This is a genomic window from Brevundimonas vitisensis, from assembly GCF_016656965.1.
GTDB classification, from domain to species: domain Bacteria; phylum Pseudomonadota; class Alphaproteobacteria; order Caulobacterales; family Caulobacteraceae; genus Brevundimonas; species Brevundimonas vitisensis.
Window position 1 is genome coordinate 1,868,235 of sequence record NZ_CP067977.1, and the last position, 14,944, is coordinate 1,883,178.

Here is a 14,944-nt window from a genome sequence, read left to right on the forward strand (position 1 = left end):
CGGAATGACGAAACAGGGGTGCTGCCCTACAGAAAGCTGTACGGATCCACATCGACCGTCAGCCGCACCGAGCCGGGCACCTTCACCCGTGCCAGCCAGGCGCGCAGGAAGCCCTGCAGGTCGACGTCGCGGTCGGCCCGGACCAGCAGCCGCTTGCGCCGCCGCCCCCGGACCAGGGCCAGGGGGGCGTCGGCGGGGCCGTAGACCTCCAGCCGTTCGGCATTGGGAATGGAGGCGGCCAGGGCCTGGGCCGTCTTCTCGACCGCCTCGCCGTTCTCGCCCGACAGGATCAGCGCCGCCAGACGCCCGAAGGGCGGCAGGGACGCCGCCTCGCGCTCTGCCATTTCGGCGGCGACAAAGGCATCGCGATCCCCGGCCGCCAGGGCGATCAACACCGGATGTTCGGGCGTCCAGGTCTGCAGCAGGGCCCGGCCCGGCCGGTCGGCCCGCCCTGCCCGCCCGGTCGCTTGGGTCAACAGTTGAAAGGTCCGCTCCGCCGCCCGGAGGTCCCCGCCCCTCAGCCCCAGGTCCGCATCCACCACCCCGACCAGGGTCAGGCGCGGGAAATTGTGCCCCTTGGCCGCCGCCTGGGTCGCCACCAGGATGTCGATCTCTCCGTCCGCCATGGCCTGGATCAGGGCGCGGGCGGCGCGGGCATCGGGGACGGTGTCGCTGCTGAAGACCGCGGTGCGGGCCTGGGGGAACAGGCTTTTGACCTCCTCCTCCACCCGCTCGACGCCGGGGCCGACCGCGACCAGGGTGTCCTCCGCCCCGCAGGCCGGGCAATGCTTGGGCCGGGGCATGGAAAAGCCCGTCAGGTGACAGACCAGCCGCCCGGTATAGCGATGCTCGACCAGCCAGCTGTCGGTATCGGGGGCCGTCATCCGGTGACCACAGGCCCGGCACAGCACCACAGGGGCATAGCCGCGCCGGTTCAGGAACAGCAGGGTCTGCTCCCCGGCCATCAGGGTCTCGGCGATCGCGGTGCGCAGCGGCTCGGACAGCCAAGTCTGGGGATCGGGCGGGGTCTGGCGCAGGTCCAGCAGGGTGATGTCGGGCAGGACCGCCGCTCCGTGCCGGGCCTCCAGCCGCAGCCAGCCGTATCGCCCGGCCTGGGCATTGGCCAGGGTCTCCAGCGACGGGGTGGCCGAGGCCAGGACCACGGTGGCCCCCTCGATCCGGGCCCGCGCCACGGCCAGGTCCCGCCCGTGATAGACGAGGCCGTCCTCCTGTTTGAACGAGCCGTCGTGCTCCTCGTCGACCACGATCAGCTTCAGGTTGGTGAACGGCAGGAACAGGGCCGAGCGTGCCCCGACCACGATGTTGCAGCGGCCCGCAACCACCGCCTCCCACACCAGCCGGCGGCGCGGCGGGGCAATGCCGGAATGCCATTCCGCCGGTGCGGCCCCGAACCGGTCGGTGAGGCGTGCGATCAGCGCCTGGGTCAGGGCGATCTCGGGCAGAAGGATCAGGATCTGCGCCCCCGGATCGGCCCGCAGCGCGCGCGCCGCCGCCTCCAGATAGGCCTCGGTCTTGCCCGAGCCGGTCACCCCGTCGAGCAGGAAGGGGTGAAAGCCGCCGGTCGTGACCGCCTCGCCCATGACCGCCGCCGCTGCCGCCTGGTCGGCGTTCAGGCGGGCCGGGGCATGGTCCGGGTCGGGCGCATCGAGACCCGCCTCGGCCGGGATCTCGATAATCTCCAGCACCCCCTCGTCGATCAGCCCCTTGACCACTCCGGAGGAGACGGCGGCGGCCCGCGCCAGGTCGGCCGCCGCCATGGCCCGCTCGCCCAGAACCGCCAGCACCGCCAGCCGCGCGGGGGTAGGCCGGGCCGGGGTGCGTTCGCCGACCCGCCGCACGCGCCGTTCCGGCCGGGGACGGGGCCCTCGCAGGCCCTTCAGCGCCATGGCCGCCATCTCGCCGGGCGGGCTCAGGGTCCAGCGCGCGGCCCATTCGACGAAGTCCAGAGTGCCGGGCGGCAGGGGCGGATCGTCCAGCCGCGCCTCAATCGCCTTCAGCCGCCGGTTCGATCCGGTCGTCTCGCGCACCTCGGTGACGATGCCGCGCAGGGTCCGGGGCCCCAGCGGCACGGCCACCTGGTCCCCCCGCGCCAGCACCACCCCCTCCGGCGCCTCATAGTCGAAGGCCTCCGGCACCGGCAGGGGAATGAGAACGGTGGCGACGATCATGGCAGCAGTTCCTCCCCCATTGGGGGAGGTGGCACGGCGCGCCTTCGCGCCGTGACGGAGGGGGCCCAATCCAGACTCGGTGTCTGCGGTTTACCCCCTCCACCGCTTCGCGGTCCCCCTCCCCCATTGGGGGAGGATTTTGGCTCTCGCCTCACTCTCGCTGTCCCGCTAAAGACCACCTCCATGAAACTCTTTCTCGATACCGCCGACGTCGCCGTCATCAAGGAGATGCTGCCCACCGGGATGGTGGACGGCGTCACCACCAATCCGTCGCTGATCGCCAAGTCGGGCCGGAACATCGCCGAGGTCATCGCCGAGATTTGCGCCCTCGTCGAGGGGCCCATTTCGGCCGAGGCCGTCGCCACCGACTATGAGACCATGGTCAAGGAGGGCGACAAGCTGGCGGCCATCGCCCCGAACGTGGTCGTCAAACTGCCTCTGACCTGGGACGGACTGCGGGCCGCGCGCAATTTCGCCGACAAGGGCATCAAGACCAACGTCACCCTGTGCTTCTCGGTGGCCCAGGCCCTGCTGGCGGCCAAGGCGGGGGCCACCTTCGTCTCGCCCTTCGTCGGGCGGCTGGACGACCATGGCGCGGACGGCAGTGTGCTGCTGGAGGAGATCCGCGCCCTCTACGACATCCACGGGTTCGAGACCGAGATCCTGGCCGCCTCCCTGCGCCATCCGGCCCATGTCAGCGCCGCCGCCCTGGCCGGTGCCGACGCCGCGACGCTTCCGGCCGACACCTTCAAGGCGTTGATAAAACATCCCTTAACCGACAAGGGGCTTGATGCCTTCCTGGCGGACTGGGGCAAGACCGGTCAGTCGATTCTGTAAACGCCCGTTTTTCCTTTGAAGGAGTTTCGGTGGGCACGTCGCTGGACCTCTTCGAAGACGCCGCAAACGGCGACGATCCTCTCTCTGACGGCCTGCACTGGCCGCGCGTGCGCGCGTGGCTGCACGCCCATCCCGGGCCCCTGACCGAGGATCGCGCCCTGCTGGAAGAGTTGGGTCTGCGCGCCACGGACCGCAATGTCGTGGACTTCGGCACCGCCGCCCTGGGCCGGGTCGAGGCCCGGCTGGAAGCGGTGGTGGAGCGCGAGACCGATGCCCGCCGCCGCATCGAAACCATTGCCCGCGCCAACTTCGCCGCCCAGACCCAGACCCACGTTGCCGCCCTTGATCTGATGGAGGCCACGGGCCATTCGGACCTGGCGCGGCGTCTGGACGGGGTGGCCCAGGCCCGGTTCGGCGTCGCCGGGGCTGCCATCGCCCTGGAAAAGCCCGGGGTCATCCCCTTCGGCTGGCGGGCGCTGGATCCAGGCAGCGTCGATCGCCTGATGAGCGAGGACGGCCTCCATTGGCTGGGCCCCCGGATCGAGGGCCTCAATCTGTTCGGCGCGGTCGAGGACACCATCCAGTCCATTGCCCTGATCCGCATGGCCCCGCGCATCGGGCCGGACGGCACGGCCCGCCACGCCCTGTGCGCCTTCGGTTCGACCGAGGCGGACGGCTTCACCCCCGCCATGGGCTGCGAGCTGGCCGCCTTCATCGCCCGCGTGGTCGAACGGATGGCCGAACGCTGGCCGGTGGCCGGTTGACCGCGCCCGAAGCCCTGGCCGCCTGGCTGGAGCATCTGGCCCATGAGCGCCGCCTGTCGCCCCGCACCCTGGAGGCCTATGGCCATATCGGCCGCCTCTACATCGCCTTTCTGGAGCGCCACCGGGGCGAGGCCCTGAGCCTGTCCGACCTGGGCACCGTCACCGCCGCCGAGGTCCGGGCCCATCTGGCCGAGCGGCGAGGGGGCGATCACCCTCTGGCGGCCCGGTCGCTGTCCCAGACCTTGTCGGCCATCCGCACTTTTCACACCTTTCTGGACCGGCGCTGCGGTACACCTGCCCCGCAACTGGCCCTGGTGCGCGGTCCCCGGGTCAAGGCCAGCCTGCCCCGCCCGGTGACCGAGGATCAGGCGCGCGGCCTGCTGAACGAGCCGGCCCTGGACCCCGACGCCGAGCCTTGGGAGGCTGCGCGCGACCGGGCCGTCCTGTCATTGCTGTATGGCTGCGGCCTGCGGATTTCCGAAGCCCTGTCCCTGACCGGCGCGGACGCCCCCTTGCCGGAAGCCCTGCGGATCACCGGCAAGGGCGGCAAGACCCGGATGGCCCCGGTCCTGCCGGCCGTCCGCGCGGCGGTGCAGGCTTACCAGGCCCTGACCCCCTGGCCCTCCGCCCCCGACCAGCCCCTGTTCCGGGCCAGACGCGGCGGGCGCTTAAGTCCCCGTCAGGTCCAGGCCACGGTCCAGCGCCTGCGCGGACGCCTCGGCCTACCCGACAGCACCACCCCCCACGCCCTGCGCCACAGTTTTGCGACCCATCTGCTGGGGGCCGGGGCCGATCTGCGCTCGATCCAGGAACTGCTGGGCCACGCCAGCCTGTCGACCACTCAGAAATACACCGGCGTCGACGCCGCCCGCCTCCTCACCGCCTACGCCGCAGCGCATCCACGGGCGTGAAGCCGCCCTCTCCCTCCCCTTCATGGGGAGCGACCGCGAGCCTAGCGAGCGCGGGTGGGGATGTTCAGAGAAAGCCAAAGGCCTTGCCGAGTGGACACGTCCCCACCCGGATCGCTTCGCGATCATCCCTCCCCATGAAGGGGAGGGAGAAGCATCACGCCTGCATCGTCCAGCCCTCGACGCCCATGGCCGCCTGTTTGACGGCTTCGGAGCGGGTCGGGTGGGCGTGGCTGGTGCGGGCGATGTCTTCCGAGGCGCCGCCGAAGGCCATGGCGATACAGGCCTCGCCGATCATCTCGCCCGCCTGGGGCCCCATGATGTGAACGCCCAGGATGCGGTCGGTCACGGCATCGGCCAGGACCTTGGCATAGCCGTCGGTCTCATGGTTGATCTTGGCGCGGCTGTTGGCGCTGAACGGGAATTTGCCGGACTTGTAGGCGACGCCGTCGGCCTTCAGCTGGTCCTCGGTCTTGCCGACCCACGCCACCTCGGGGAAGGTATAGACCACGCTGGGCACCAGGTTGTAGTCGACGTGACCGGCCTTGCCCGCGATCAGCTCGATGGCCGCGACGGCATCCTCTTCCGCCTTGTGGGCCAGCATCGGGCCGGTCGTGACGTCGCCGATCACCCACAGGCCGGGCGCGACCTTGAAGTGGTCGCCCACGATCACGCCGCGCTTGTCCGTCTGGACCCCCACGGTCTCCAGCCCCAGACCGGTCGTATAGGGACGACGTCCGATGGCCACCAGGACCACATCCCCGGTCAGGGTCTCGGCCGCGCCGCCGGCGGCCGGCTCCACGGTCAGCTCGACGCCCGCATCCGTCACCTTCGACCCGGTGACCTTGGAGCCCAGCTTGAAGCTCATGCCCTGTTTGGTCAGGGCGCGCTGGAAGGCGGTGGCCAGGTCCGAATCCATGCCCGGCGTGATGCGCGGCAGATATTCCACCACCGTCACCTCGGCCCCCAGGCGGCGCCAGACCGAGCCCAGCTCCAGGCCGATGATCCCGGCACCGACGACGATCAGCTTTTTCGGCACGGCGGGCAGGGACAGGGCCCCGGTCGAATCCACCACCTTGCCCGGCACGAAATCGACGCCCGGCAGGGGCGTGGGCTCCGAACCCGTGGCGATGACGATGTCCTTGGCGCTCAGCGTCGTCTTCGACCCGTCGGCAGCCTCGACCTCGACGGTGCCGGGGCCCGTGATCCTGCCCTTGCCCTTGATCCAGACGGCCTTGTTCTTCTTGAACAGGAACTCGATCCCCTTGGTCAGGGCGGTGACGCTCTCGTTCTTGGAGGCATGCATCTGGTCCAGATTGAGCTTGGGCGCGACCTCGATGCCGATCTTGGCGAATTCGGTGTTGGCGGCCTCGAACATCTCCGAGGCATGCAGCAGGGCCTTGGAGGGCATGCAGCCGACGTTCAGGCAGGTGCCGCCCAGGGTCTCGCGCATCTCGACACAGGCGACGCTCAGGCCCAGCTGCCCCGCCCGGATGGCGGCATTGTATCCACCCGGCCCGCCGCCGATGATGACGACGTCATAGGCGGTTGCGGCGGTCTTGGAGGCGGTGTCGGCCATGAAATCCTCGGGCATAGGTCGCGGGGGAGGCGAGCGGCCGGACCCTAGCGTTCCATCCGCCGGAATCAACCGTCCAGGTTCTGTCTGGGCCTCATATGGGGACGAAGGCTCAGGCCGCGAGTCGGCCCGGGATGCGGACGCGGCGCCTTCGACGGCTCGCGACGAAGACCAGCACCCCGATCAGGACCAGAACCCCCAGCACCAGCCAGGTCGGATCAATGCCTAGGCTGGACGACACCTCGCCCGGCAAACTCATCGGTCCGGCATCCTGCGCCTGAAAGTCGCCCGGCTTGCCAGACCTAGCCGCCACGTCCGGCGCGCCCGACCGGCCCTGGTCGATGGCCAGTCTCAGCACCGCATCGGCCACGAACCCCAGGAAATAGGCCACCGCCGCGCGCGGATTGCCCGCCCCCAGCATCAGGGCCGCGACCAGATAAAGCACCGCCGCCCCGATCCACAGGGCCGCCACCGGAATGCCGAACGGCCCCCCACTCTCAAGACCTGGGCCCTCCAGCGACAGGCCCGTCCCGTCCAGCAGCGGCGACAGCAGCGGCCAGGCCAGCCAGCCCGCATAGCCCATGACGGCCAGGATCAGCACGAAACGCAGGATCTTCATCACGCCACCTCCGATGATCGCCCCTCCTATACACGGTTAACGGCCCTGCCCACAGATCGCCGGTCGGCCGGGCTGGAGCGGCGCAGCCGGCTCGGCTAATCAGGGTCTGTCACCGGAGAGCCCCCAACCATGACCGATCCCGTCCCCGGCCTGTTCCTGGGCCAGTCCGGCCCGGAGGGTGCCGTCCAGGCCCAGCACCTGTTGCTGAAGCGAGCAAACCGGCACGGCGTCGTCGCCGGGGCCACCGGCACGGGCAAGACGGTGACGCTGCAGATCATGGCCCAGGGGTTTTCCGACGCCGGGGTCCCGGTCTTTGCCGCCGATGTGAAGGGCGACCTGTCCGGCATCGCCATGGCCGGATCGCCGAACGAAAAGCTGGCCGCCCGCGCCGCCTCCATGGGCCTGACCCTGACCCCGCGCGGCGCCCCCACCGTCTTCTGGGACCTGTATGGGCAGAAGGGCCACCCCGTCCGTGCCACAGTCAGTGAGATCGGCCCCGTCCTGATGGCGCGGATGCTGGACCTGAACGAGGTTCAGGAGGGCGTCCTGACCGTCGCCTTCCATGTGGCGGACAAGGAAGGCCTGCTGCTGCTAGACTTGGACGATCTGCGGTCCCTGCTGGTCCATGTCGGCGAGAATGCGGAGCGCATCGGGCGCGAGGCCGGCCATGTCGCCCCCGCCTCCATCGCCGCCATCCAGCGTGCCTTGCTGCAGCTGGAGCAACAGGGCGGACAGTCCCTATTCGGCGAACCGGCCCTGCGGCTGGAGGACATGCTGCGCACCGGCCTGGACGGGCGGGGCCAGGTCAATGTCCTGGCCGCCGACCGGCTGATGAACAGCCCGCGCCTGTATGCCGCCTTCCTCCTGTGGCTGCTGTCGGAGCTGTTCGAACAGCTGCCCGAGATCGGCGACCCGGAAAAACCCCGGCTGGTCTTCTTCTTCGACGAGGCCCACCTGCTGTTCAACGATGCGCCCAAGGCCCTGCTGGAAAAGGTCGAACAGGTCGTCCGCCTGATCCGGTCCAAGGGCGTCGGCGTCTATTTCGTGACCCAGAACCCGGCCGATATCCCCGACAGCGTCCTGGCCCAGCTGGGCAACCGCATCCAGCACGCCCTGCGCGCCTATACCCCGTCGGAGCAGCGCGGGCTGAAGGCCGCCGCCGACAGTTTCCGCGCCGATCCGGCCTTCGACACCGCCGAAGTGATCCAGGCCCTGGGGGTGGGGGAGGCGGTGGTCTCGGTCCTGGACGAAAAGGGCGCCCCCACCGTGGTCGCCCGCACGATGATCCGCCCGCCCGACAGCCGCCTGGGCCCCGCGACCGAGGCCGAGCGCGCCCAAATCATGGCCCAGAGCCCGGTGCGCGGCCTGTATGACACCGCCATCGACCGCGAGTCGGCCCACGAGGTCCTGACCGCCCGCCACGCCGCCGCCGATCAGGCCGAGGCTCAGGCTGCCGCCGAGGCCGCCCAGGCCAAGGCCGATGCGCTCAAAGCCCGCGAAGCCGAAAAGGCCGCCGCCGCCCGCGAAAAGGAACAGGCCCGCCTGGACCGCGAGGCCGCCCGCGCCAAACCGGCCGCGCGTCGCTCCACCCGCGAAACCCCGGTCGAGGCCCTGACCAAATCGGTCCTGCGCACCGCCGGCTCCACCCTGACCCGCGAACTCCTGCGCGGCGTCCTGGGCGGCCTGAGGCGGCGATGAACAATCCATGGCTTGAGGGGATGCTGATCGCGTTTCCGTTTCTTTGGATCGGCGGTCTGATCGCGGCTTCAGTCGCCTACCGCCTAAGTGCGGATAAACCCATTTTTCCGCGCGTCCCGAAGAACTCTCCGTTCAAGGAAAGAGCGGCTTCCGGATGGAACGACGGGAGTTTTCTTGGTCGGCTCGGCGGTGCCAATAACTGCCTGATCGTGGTCGTCACGGACCGGGCCCTGATCGTCAGCCCTTTTTTCCCGTTCAACCTGATGTTTCTGCCAGAGCTTTTGGGCCTCGAACTCTCGGTTCCGCTGTCGAATATACGGCGGGTAGAGGTTCACCGTCGGCTTTTGCGGTCATCGCTAATAGTCGAAACAAGCGACGGTAGGCGGATCGGCCTTCATCTGCGGGAGCCCGAAGCCTTTCAGGCCGCCCTAAAGAGGACAGGGTCCGCTTCCCGCTCCTAACCATATCCAGCACGTCCGGTGCCGTTCTGAGGGCGAACGTCCGCTGCCCGGCTATATCCTAATGCCTGCTCCCGACCCGTTGCGGACTTTACGGCAAGAGACCGCGATCCGAGACGTCCTCGCCGTCCAGCCATCGCTGTAGCCTCAAACGCTGACCACGACCGTATGCCTCGTCCTTCCGCCGGATGTCAGGGTCATCGAGGTAGTGGTAGGCAACTTCGTGCGGGAAAGGGGGCTCCTTCCCCTTCCTTAGTCTCCCGATTAGCTCCAAGCACAGTCGGTCGACAGAAACCCAGTCTATTGGGCTTGCCTCTTCTTTCGCGAGGATCGCGCGCAGGTGGGACCTCAGTTCCTCGAGGGTCATTGCGTCAACTTAGTGGAAGGCTGCGTCTCGGCAACGTCCGCTTTCCACCCGTTGCGGACATTCGCACCGTCCTGCTGTCAGAGGTTAGTGCCGGGCGTCCTCCGGCAGGAAACGGAGGAGCCCAGGAGCCGGGCCAGCCGCCCGCGCTCCGCACGTTTCGGCTGCGGGCCGAAGCGGGCTTTGGCCTGTCCGGTGCCTTTCAGGATGACGGTCGATGACCGCCGGTTCAGCCCCTCGGCACCAGCCGCCACATCCGCAAGGGATGGCGTACGGCACCCGCCTCCAGCCCGGCGGCCTCGCCTCGGCCCAGATAGAGGTCGGCGCGGACCGGGCCGCGGATGGCCGACCCGGTGTCCAGGGCCATGACCAGGCCGTGGTAACTGGCCCGCGCCCCGATCAGATTGCCGCCCTCGGCCTGGATCCACACCAGATCGCCATAGGTCCAGCTGGCCGGATCGACCGCGATGGCGCGGCGCGCGGGCAGGGGGATGCCCGCCGCCCCTGCGGGATGGCCCCCGTCATCGGGATCGGCCCGGAAGAAGATATAGCGGGGGTTCAGGGCGGTGACGGCGCGGGCCTCAGCCCCCCTGTGGTCGGCCAGCCAGGCGCGGATCGCCTCGCCCGAGGTGCCGTTGGGGGGCAGCAGCCCCTGCTGGGCCATTGGGGTGGCGATGCCTCGGAACGGTCGTCCGTTGTCGGCGGCATAGGCGGCCCGGACACGGCCTCCGTCCTCGAACGTCAGATAGCCCGACCCCTGAATCTGCATGAAGAACAGGTCTTCGGCCTTCATCCAGCCCAGAACGGCGGACGGCGGCGGGCCCGCTTCGATGGCGGCGCGTTCCGGATAGGGACCGGTGGTGCCGTCGGGCCGGACCTGGACCACCCCCTGGGGCGTGCGGCTCAGATCGGCAGGCGCCGCCAGGATCGGGGTGTCGAATACTGCATCGGCGACGCGTCGGGCGGCGTATTCGGGTGCGAAATAAGCGGTCAGCCGACCCGGACTGCCGTCCGCCGTGCGGGCTTCCACGACGATGAACTGGGTCTCGAGGAAGTCGCGGGCCTCGCTCGGGCTGACGGGTCCGGCGGCAGCCAGAGCCCGGCCGCGGGCACAGACAGTCCGGCCCGCCGCATCGCGCGCCGCGCCGCATCCGGCCAGATAGGCATGGAAGGCGGCGAAATGGTCTTCCTGATCCCAGCCGGGCAGGGCGGCGGGGCTGTCCCCCTGGACCGCGGGCGTTTGCGGCCTCACCGGCGGCGGGGCCTGTGTCTGCGGCGGTGCCACCGGACCGATGGGGGAGGGCGAGGAGGGCGGGACCGTCCCCGCACACCCGGCCAGGACCAGGCCGAGCGCCCCGATCAGCCACGACTGTCTGACCGCCACCTCGGGTTGCATCCCGCGGCGGCCGCCGATCATGCGGTGGCGGGCTCGACGCGGGCCAGGACCCAGTTCGGGTCGCTGGAACCCAGCGTCCGCTCGAACGTCCACTGCTCGGCCGTGCGGCGTTCCTCGATCCGCTCTTCGGTGCTGCCCTCGGCCGTGATCCGGCTGCGGATCTCGGCCAGGAAGCGGACGCGGGCCGTGGCCTTGTCGCCGGCGGCGTCGGCCATTTCCAAGTCGGCACGCGGCGGATGGACGAACTCGACCACCTCGGTCTCGCCCCGCGTCTCGCGGGCAGCCATGCCGTGCTCGAAGGAGGCCATGACGGGGCCGCTGAGCAGAGGCGTCAGGGTCGGGCGATCACCGCTGGCATAGCCGCGCACGATGGTCTCATAGGCTTGGCGCGCTCCCTCCAGAAAGCGGTGGGGGTCAAACGCCGGGTCGCGGGCCTTCAGGCCGGCGATGGCGGCCTGGGTCGCGGCGTCCAGCACCGGCAGCTTGCGCTCGGGTTCGGCGGTCGCCGGATTGGGGCCGACCAGGGGCGGCTTGGCGCGGGCATCGTCCTCGGGTTGGCGACCCACCTTCTTGCCCAGCACATTATACAGCTGGAACAGCACAAAGGCGGCGATGGCGGCGAAGATGACGAGCTGGAACTGAACCGGCACGGGCATACCTGACTGGCGCGAAGGACGCGGAGGACTTGGATTAGGGGCTGATATAGGGGGACGCAAGGCACGGCGCACCGTCCAACGCGCGTCAGGCGAACCGGAATCCGCCCGGTGCGGCGATTTGCGCGGCGTTGCCCCGTCCGGGAGCCCATGCTAGTCGCCGCGCCTCAATCGCGGTGCCGCAGGCGGTGCCCGACCCACATCACAGATCCGGCCGCGCCCTCATGACCGACACCACCACCCCCGCCGACGCCCCCTCCAACGGTGCTGTCCAGGGCACGCCGCCCACGCCGGGCTTCCGCATCCTGGTCCAGTATGTCCGCGACCTGTCGTTCGAGAACCCCAAGGCCCCTGAAAGCCTGCGCGTCGAGGGCAAGCCGGCCATCGACCTGGGTGTCGAGATGAACGCCCAGGGCCGCCCCGATGGTCTGTTCGAAGTGGACCTGAAGCTGTCGATCAAGGCCACGGCCGAGACGACCCCGGTCTTCCATGTCGAACTGGTCTATGGCGGCCTGTTCCAGCTGACCGGCGTGGCCGAGAAGGACATCGAGCCGATGCTGCTGATCGAATGTCCGCGCTATCTGTTCCCCTTCGCCCGCGAAGTGGTGGCCAAGGCGACGGCGGACGGCGGCTTCTATCCGCCCTTCATGATGGACCCGATCGATTTCGCCGGCATCTATGCGCAGCGCCAGGCCCAGATCGCCCGCGCGCCGAACGAGGTCGGCCAGGCCTGAGCCGGGGGGCGGCGCTAGAGGCCCCTCAGGTCTCTACGCCATAGGCTGCCCACAGAGACCGGTCCTTCAGCACCTTGGACAAAAGGGCGACATGGGCCAGGCGCTCCGCTTCGGTCGATCGCGGTTCAAGGGGCCGGGGACGGGGTCCATAGCCGCCCGCGGCGACGGTCTCGGCCGTGGTCGGTCCCCGCACCGCCGACAGGTCCAGGGCCCGGGCCTTGCCCCCGCGAAGCTCCAGATAGACCTCGGCCAGCAGGCGGGCATCGATCAGCGCCCCGTGCAGGGTCCGCTCGGTCAGGGAAATCTTGAACCGGCGGCACAGGGCATCCAGCGAGTTGGCCATGCCCGGAAACCGCTTCTGCGCCAGGGCCAGGGTGTCGATCCACCGGCTGGCGGGCAGAACGGCATGGCGGCAAAGTCCGCACTCATGGTCGATGAAACCCCGGTCGAAGGCCGCATTGTGGGCGATGATCGGCGCATCGCCGATAAAGGCCATCAGATCGCCCACGACCTCGCGGAATTTGGGCGCGCCCCGCACCTTGGCGTCGGTAATGCCGTGCACCCGGATCGCATCGGGATCGATCAGCCGCTCGGGGTCCACAAAGCTGTGAAAGGTCCGTCCGGTCGGGATCAGATCCTCGATCTCGATACAGCCGACCTCGATCAGCCGGTGCCCCTGTTTCGGGTCGATGCCGGTGGTTTCGGTATCCAGAACGATCTCGCGGGCCATGGTCCCTAGTGCTCTGCTTCGCGCGGAGACGTCCAGCCCGGGGCCAGAACCGTCCCCACGATTTCGCGCACCCGCGTCCGCGCAGCCTCCATCCCCTGGCCGGTATCGACGATGAAGTCGGCCCGGCGGCGTTTCTCGGCGTCCGGGACCTGTCGCGCCAGGATCGCCTCGAACCGTTCGCGGGTCATGCCGGGCCGGGCCAGGACGCGCTCGGCCTGAACCTCGGGCGGGGCCGTCACCACCACCACCGCATGGACCGATCGCTCGCCCCCCGTTTCGAACAACAGGGGAATATCCAGCACGGCCAGTTTCACGCCGGCGGCAGCGGCTGCCTGCAGCTGCTGCATCCGGCCCATGGCGACCAGAGGATGGACGATCGCCTCCAGCCGGGCAAAGGCTGCCGGATCGCTGCCGAGCGCCGCCGCCAGACGGGTGCGGTCCACCGCGCCCTCGCTGACCACGCCGGGAAAGGCCGCATCGATCGGCGCGACCGCCGCCCCGCCCGGCGCATACAGGGCATGAACCGCCTCGTCCGCATTCCAGACCACTGCCCCCATCTCGGCGAACAGGGCGGCGGTGGTCGACTTGCCCATGCCGATCGACCCGGTCAGGCCCAGCAGGATCATCCCCGGTCCTCCAGAAAGGTCAGCGCCCGCGATCGGACATCGATATCGGGCACATCCACGCCGAACAGGGCCCGGAAGGAGGGCCGGGCCTGACCAATCAGCATGGCCAGCCCATCCACACCGGTCAGACCCCGGGCCCGGCCCGCCGCCAGAAAGGCCGTCTCGAGGGGGCGATAGGTCATATCCATCAGCACGGCCCCGGCTTTCAGTCCGTCCAGAGCGATCGTCGGCGGCACGCTGAGCGCATTGACGACCAGATCGGCCTGGCCAAGGGCCGCATCGCCGATGCGGACCGGACGATCCGGCGTGGACAGGTCCTCGGCCATGGCCAGAGCCGTGGCCTCGGTGCGGTTGATGATCCAGACCTCGGCCCCGGCCTGCGACAGGGCGACCACGGCAGCGCGCGCCGCGCCACCGGCCCCCAGGACCACCGCCGTCGCGTCGTCCAGAGTCAGGGCCGGAGCCTGTTCCGCCAGGGCCAGGACCAGGCCTTCGCCATCGGTGCTGTCCGCCGTGATCCGGCCGTCCTCGAACACCAGCAGATTGGCCGATCCACAGGCCCGTGCCGTGGGCAGGACGTCATCGGCACAGGCCAGGGCCCGCGCCTTGAACGGGGCGGTGACATTGAGGCCCCGGATCAGTCCCGCCCGCCCGGCCGCGATCAGGGTATCGAACCCGGCCTCGTCCTGCGGCGCAAAGGGCACATAGGCGGCATCCAGGCCCGCCGCGGCGATCCAGGCATTGTGCAGCAGCGGGCTCAGCGACTGGGCGATCGGACGCCCGGTCACGCCGGCCACGACCGCAGCCCCGCTGATCGCGCGCCCGGTCACGAGGCGATTGCCCCGGCGCGGCGCAGGGCCGCCAGAAGCGACCACAGCGGCAGACCAAGGACCGTGAAATAATCCCCATCGACCCGGTCGAACAGCTGGGCGCCCAGACCCTCCAGCCGATAGGCCCCGACACAGGCCAGAAGCGCCTCGCCCTCGGTCGCCAGATAGGTGTCCAGGAACGGGTCGGAGATGTCGCGCATCACCATGGTCGCGGTCTCGACACCCGACCAGACCACCGCGCCGTCGCGCACCAGTGCCGCTCCCGAATGCAGGGTGTGGGATCGTCCGCGCATCTGGCTCAGTCGCTGACGGGCCTCATCGAGGGACCGGGCCTTGGAGATCAGGCCGCCGTCGAAGGCTAGGGTCTGGTCGCCGCCGATGACCCAGGCGCCCGGCATGGAGGCGGAAACCGCCAGGGCCTTGGCCTCGGCCAGGCGGCAGGCCAGTTCCGCCGGATCGGCGCCGGGCGTCTTCAGCGCGGCCTCGTCCACGTCGGAGGTCTGGACGGTGAACACCAGTCCCGCATCGGCCAGCATGGCCCGCCGGGCCGCACTACCGGAAG

At 69.8% G+C, this 14,944-nt stretch carries 15 protein-coding genes; 6 read left to right on the forward strand and 9 right to left on the reverse strand.

Translation table 11 applies throughout. The annotated features are described in order from the left end of the window. Positions 1-26: 26 nt before the first annotated feature. Complete coding sequence (locus JIP62_RS09420) at positions 27-2,189, reverse strand: primosomal protein N' (protein ID WP_201101942.1); 2,163 nt, start codon at positions 2,187-2,189, stop codon at positions 27-29. A 183-nt stretch (positions 2,190-2,372) separates the two neighbouring features. Here JIP62_RS09420 and fsa point away from each other — a divergent pair, with 183 nt between their 5' ends. From fsa to JIP62_RS09435, 3 genes are read left to right on the forward strand one after another with little or no spacing between them, the layout of a single operon-like run. Then, positions 2,373-3,026, forward strand: coding sequence for a fructose-6-phosphate aldolase (fsa, locus tag JIP62_RS09425; protein WP_201101943.1), 654 nt, complete (start codon positions 2,373-2,375; stop codon positions 3,024-3,026). A gap of 29 nt (positions 3,027-3,055) precedes the next feature. Next, positions 3,056-3,790, forward strand: coding sequence for a DUF484 family protein (locus JIP62_RS09430; protein ID WP_230974712.1), 735 nt, complete (start codon positions 3,056-3,058; stop codon positions 3,788-3,790). After that, positions 3,787-4,701: a tyrosine recombinase XerC gene (locus JIP62_RS09435; protein WP_230974713.1), complete on the forward strand. Its 915-nt coding sequence runs from the start codon at positions 3,787-3,789 to the stop codon at positions 4,699-4,701. The genes JIP62_RS09430 and JIP62_RS09435 overlap by 4 nt, the downstream gene beginning before the upstream one ends. Before the next feature lie 154 nt (positions 4,702-4,855). Here JIP62_RS09435 and lpdA read toward each other — a convergent pair whose 3' ends face one another. Beyond that, positions 4,856-6,277 carry a dihydrolipoyl dehydrogenase gene (lpdA, locus tag JIP62_RS09440; RefSeq protein ID WP_201101944.1) on the reverse strand — a complete coding sequence of 474 codons (1,422 nt, stop codon included), beginning with the start codon at positions 6,275-6,277 and terminating at the stop codon, positions 4,856-4,858. A 109-nt stretch (positions 6,278-6,386) separates the two neighbouring features. Further along, on the reverse strand, positions 6,387-6,893 hold the full coding sequence (locus tag JIP62_RS09445) for a hypothetical protein (RefSeq protein ID WP_201101945.1): 507 nt from the start codon (positions 6,891-6,893) through the stop codon (positions 6,387-6,389). Between the two features lie 129 nt (positions 6,894-7,022). Between JIP62_RS09445 and JIP62_RS09450 the strand changes: the two genes are divergently transcribed. Then, positions 7,023-8,591 (forward strand): helicase HerA-like domain-containing protein, encoded by a 1,569-nt coding sequence (locus JIP62_RS09450; protein ID WP_201101946.1) that lies wholly within the window; start codon positions 7,023-7,025, stop codon positions 8,589-8,591. Then, positions 8,588-9,052 (forward strand): hypothetical protein, encoded by a 465-nt coding sequence (locus tag JIP62_RS09455; protein WP_201101947.1) that lies wholly within the window; start codon positions 8,588-8,590, stop codon positions 9,050-9,052. The genes JIP62_RS09450 and JIP62_RS09455 overlap by 4 nt, the downstream gene beginning before the upstream one ends. 590 nt (positions 9,053-9,642) lie before the next feature. Here JIP62_RS09455 and JIP62_RS09460 read toward each other — a convergent pair. Together JIP62_RS09460 and timA are read right to left on the reverse strand one after the other, a co-directional pair. Further along, complete coding sequence (locus JIP62_RS09460) at positions 9,643-10,830, reverse strand: MltA domain-containing protein (protein WP_230974714.1); 1,188 nt, start codon at positions 10,828-10,830, stop codon at positions 9,643-9,645. Next, entirely contained in the window at positions 10,827-11,465 is a 639-nt protein-coding gene (gene timA / locus JIP62_RS09465) for a TIM44-related membrane protein TimA (RefSeq protein ID WP_201101948.1), read from the reverse strand. Before timA ends, JIP62_RS09460 begins: the two co-directional genes overlap by 4 nt. A gap of 221 nt (positions 11,466-11,686) precedes the next feature. Between timA and secB the strand changes: the two genes are divergently transcribed. Then, the gene (gene secB, locus JIP62_RS09470) at positions 11,687-12,196 is read left to right on the forward strand and encodes a protein-export chaperone SecB (protein ID WP_201101949.1); all 510 of its coding nucleotides are present in this window, start codon (positions 11,687-11,689) and stop codon (positions 12,194-12,196) included. Between the two features lie 25 nt (positions 12,197-12,221). On the opposite strand, the gene dnaQ is transcribed toward secB, so the two are convergent. The 4 genes from dnaQ to JIP62_RS09490 are packed head-to-tail and all read right to left on the reverse strand — an operon-like array spanning position 12,222 to position 14,918. Next, a complete protein-coding gene (dnaQ, locus tag JIP62_RS09475) occupies positions 12,222-12,926 on the reverse strand; it encodes a DNA polymerase III subunit epsilon (RefSeq protein ID WP_201101950.1) in 705 nt (234 codons plus the stop codon). Between the two features lie 5 nt (positions 12,927-12,931). Further along, the gene (gene coaE / locus JIP62_RS09480; RefSeq protein WP_201101951.1) at positions 12,932-13,552 is read right to left on the reverse strand and encodes a dephospho-CoA kinase; all 621 of its coding nucleotides are present in this window, start codon (positions 13,550-13,552) and stop codon (positions 12,932-12,934) included. Then, positions 13,549-14,382 carry a shikimate dehydrogenase family protein gene (locus JIP62_RS09485; RefSeq protein ID WP_201101952.1) on the reverse strand — a complete coding sequence of 278 codons (834 nt, stop codon included), beginning with the start codon at positions 14,380-14,382 and terminating at the stop codon, positions 13,549-13,551. Before JIP62_RS09485 ends, coaE begins: the two co-directional genes overlap by 4 nt. Next, positions 14,379-14,918, reverse strand: a complete 540-nt coding sequence (locus tag JIP62_RS09490) for a Maf family protein (RefSeq protein WP_407932734.1) — start codon at positions 14,916-14,918, stop codon at positions 14,379-14,381. The genes JIP62_RS09485 and JIP62_RS09490 overlap by 4 nt, the downstream gene beginning before the upstream one ends. Positions 14,919-14,944: the final 26 nt, after the last annotated feature.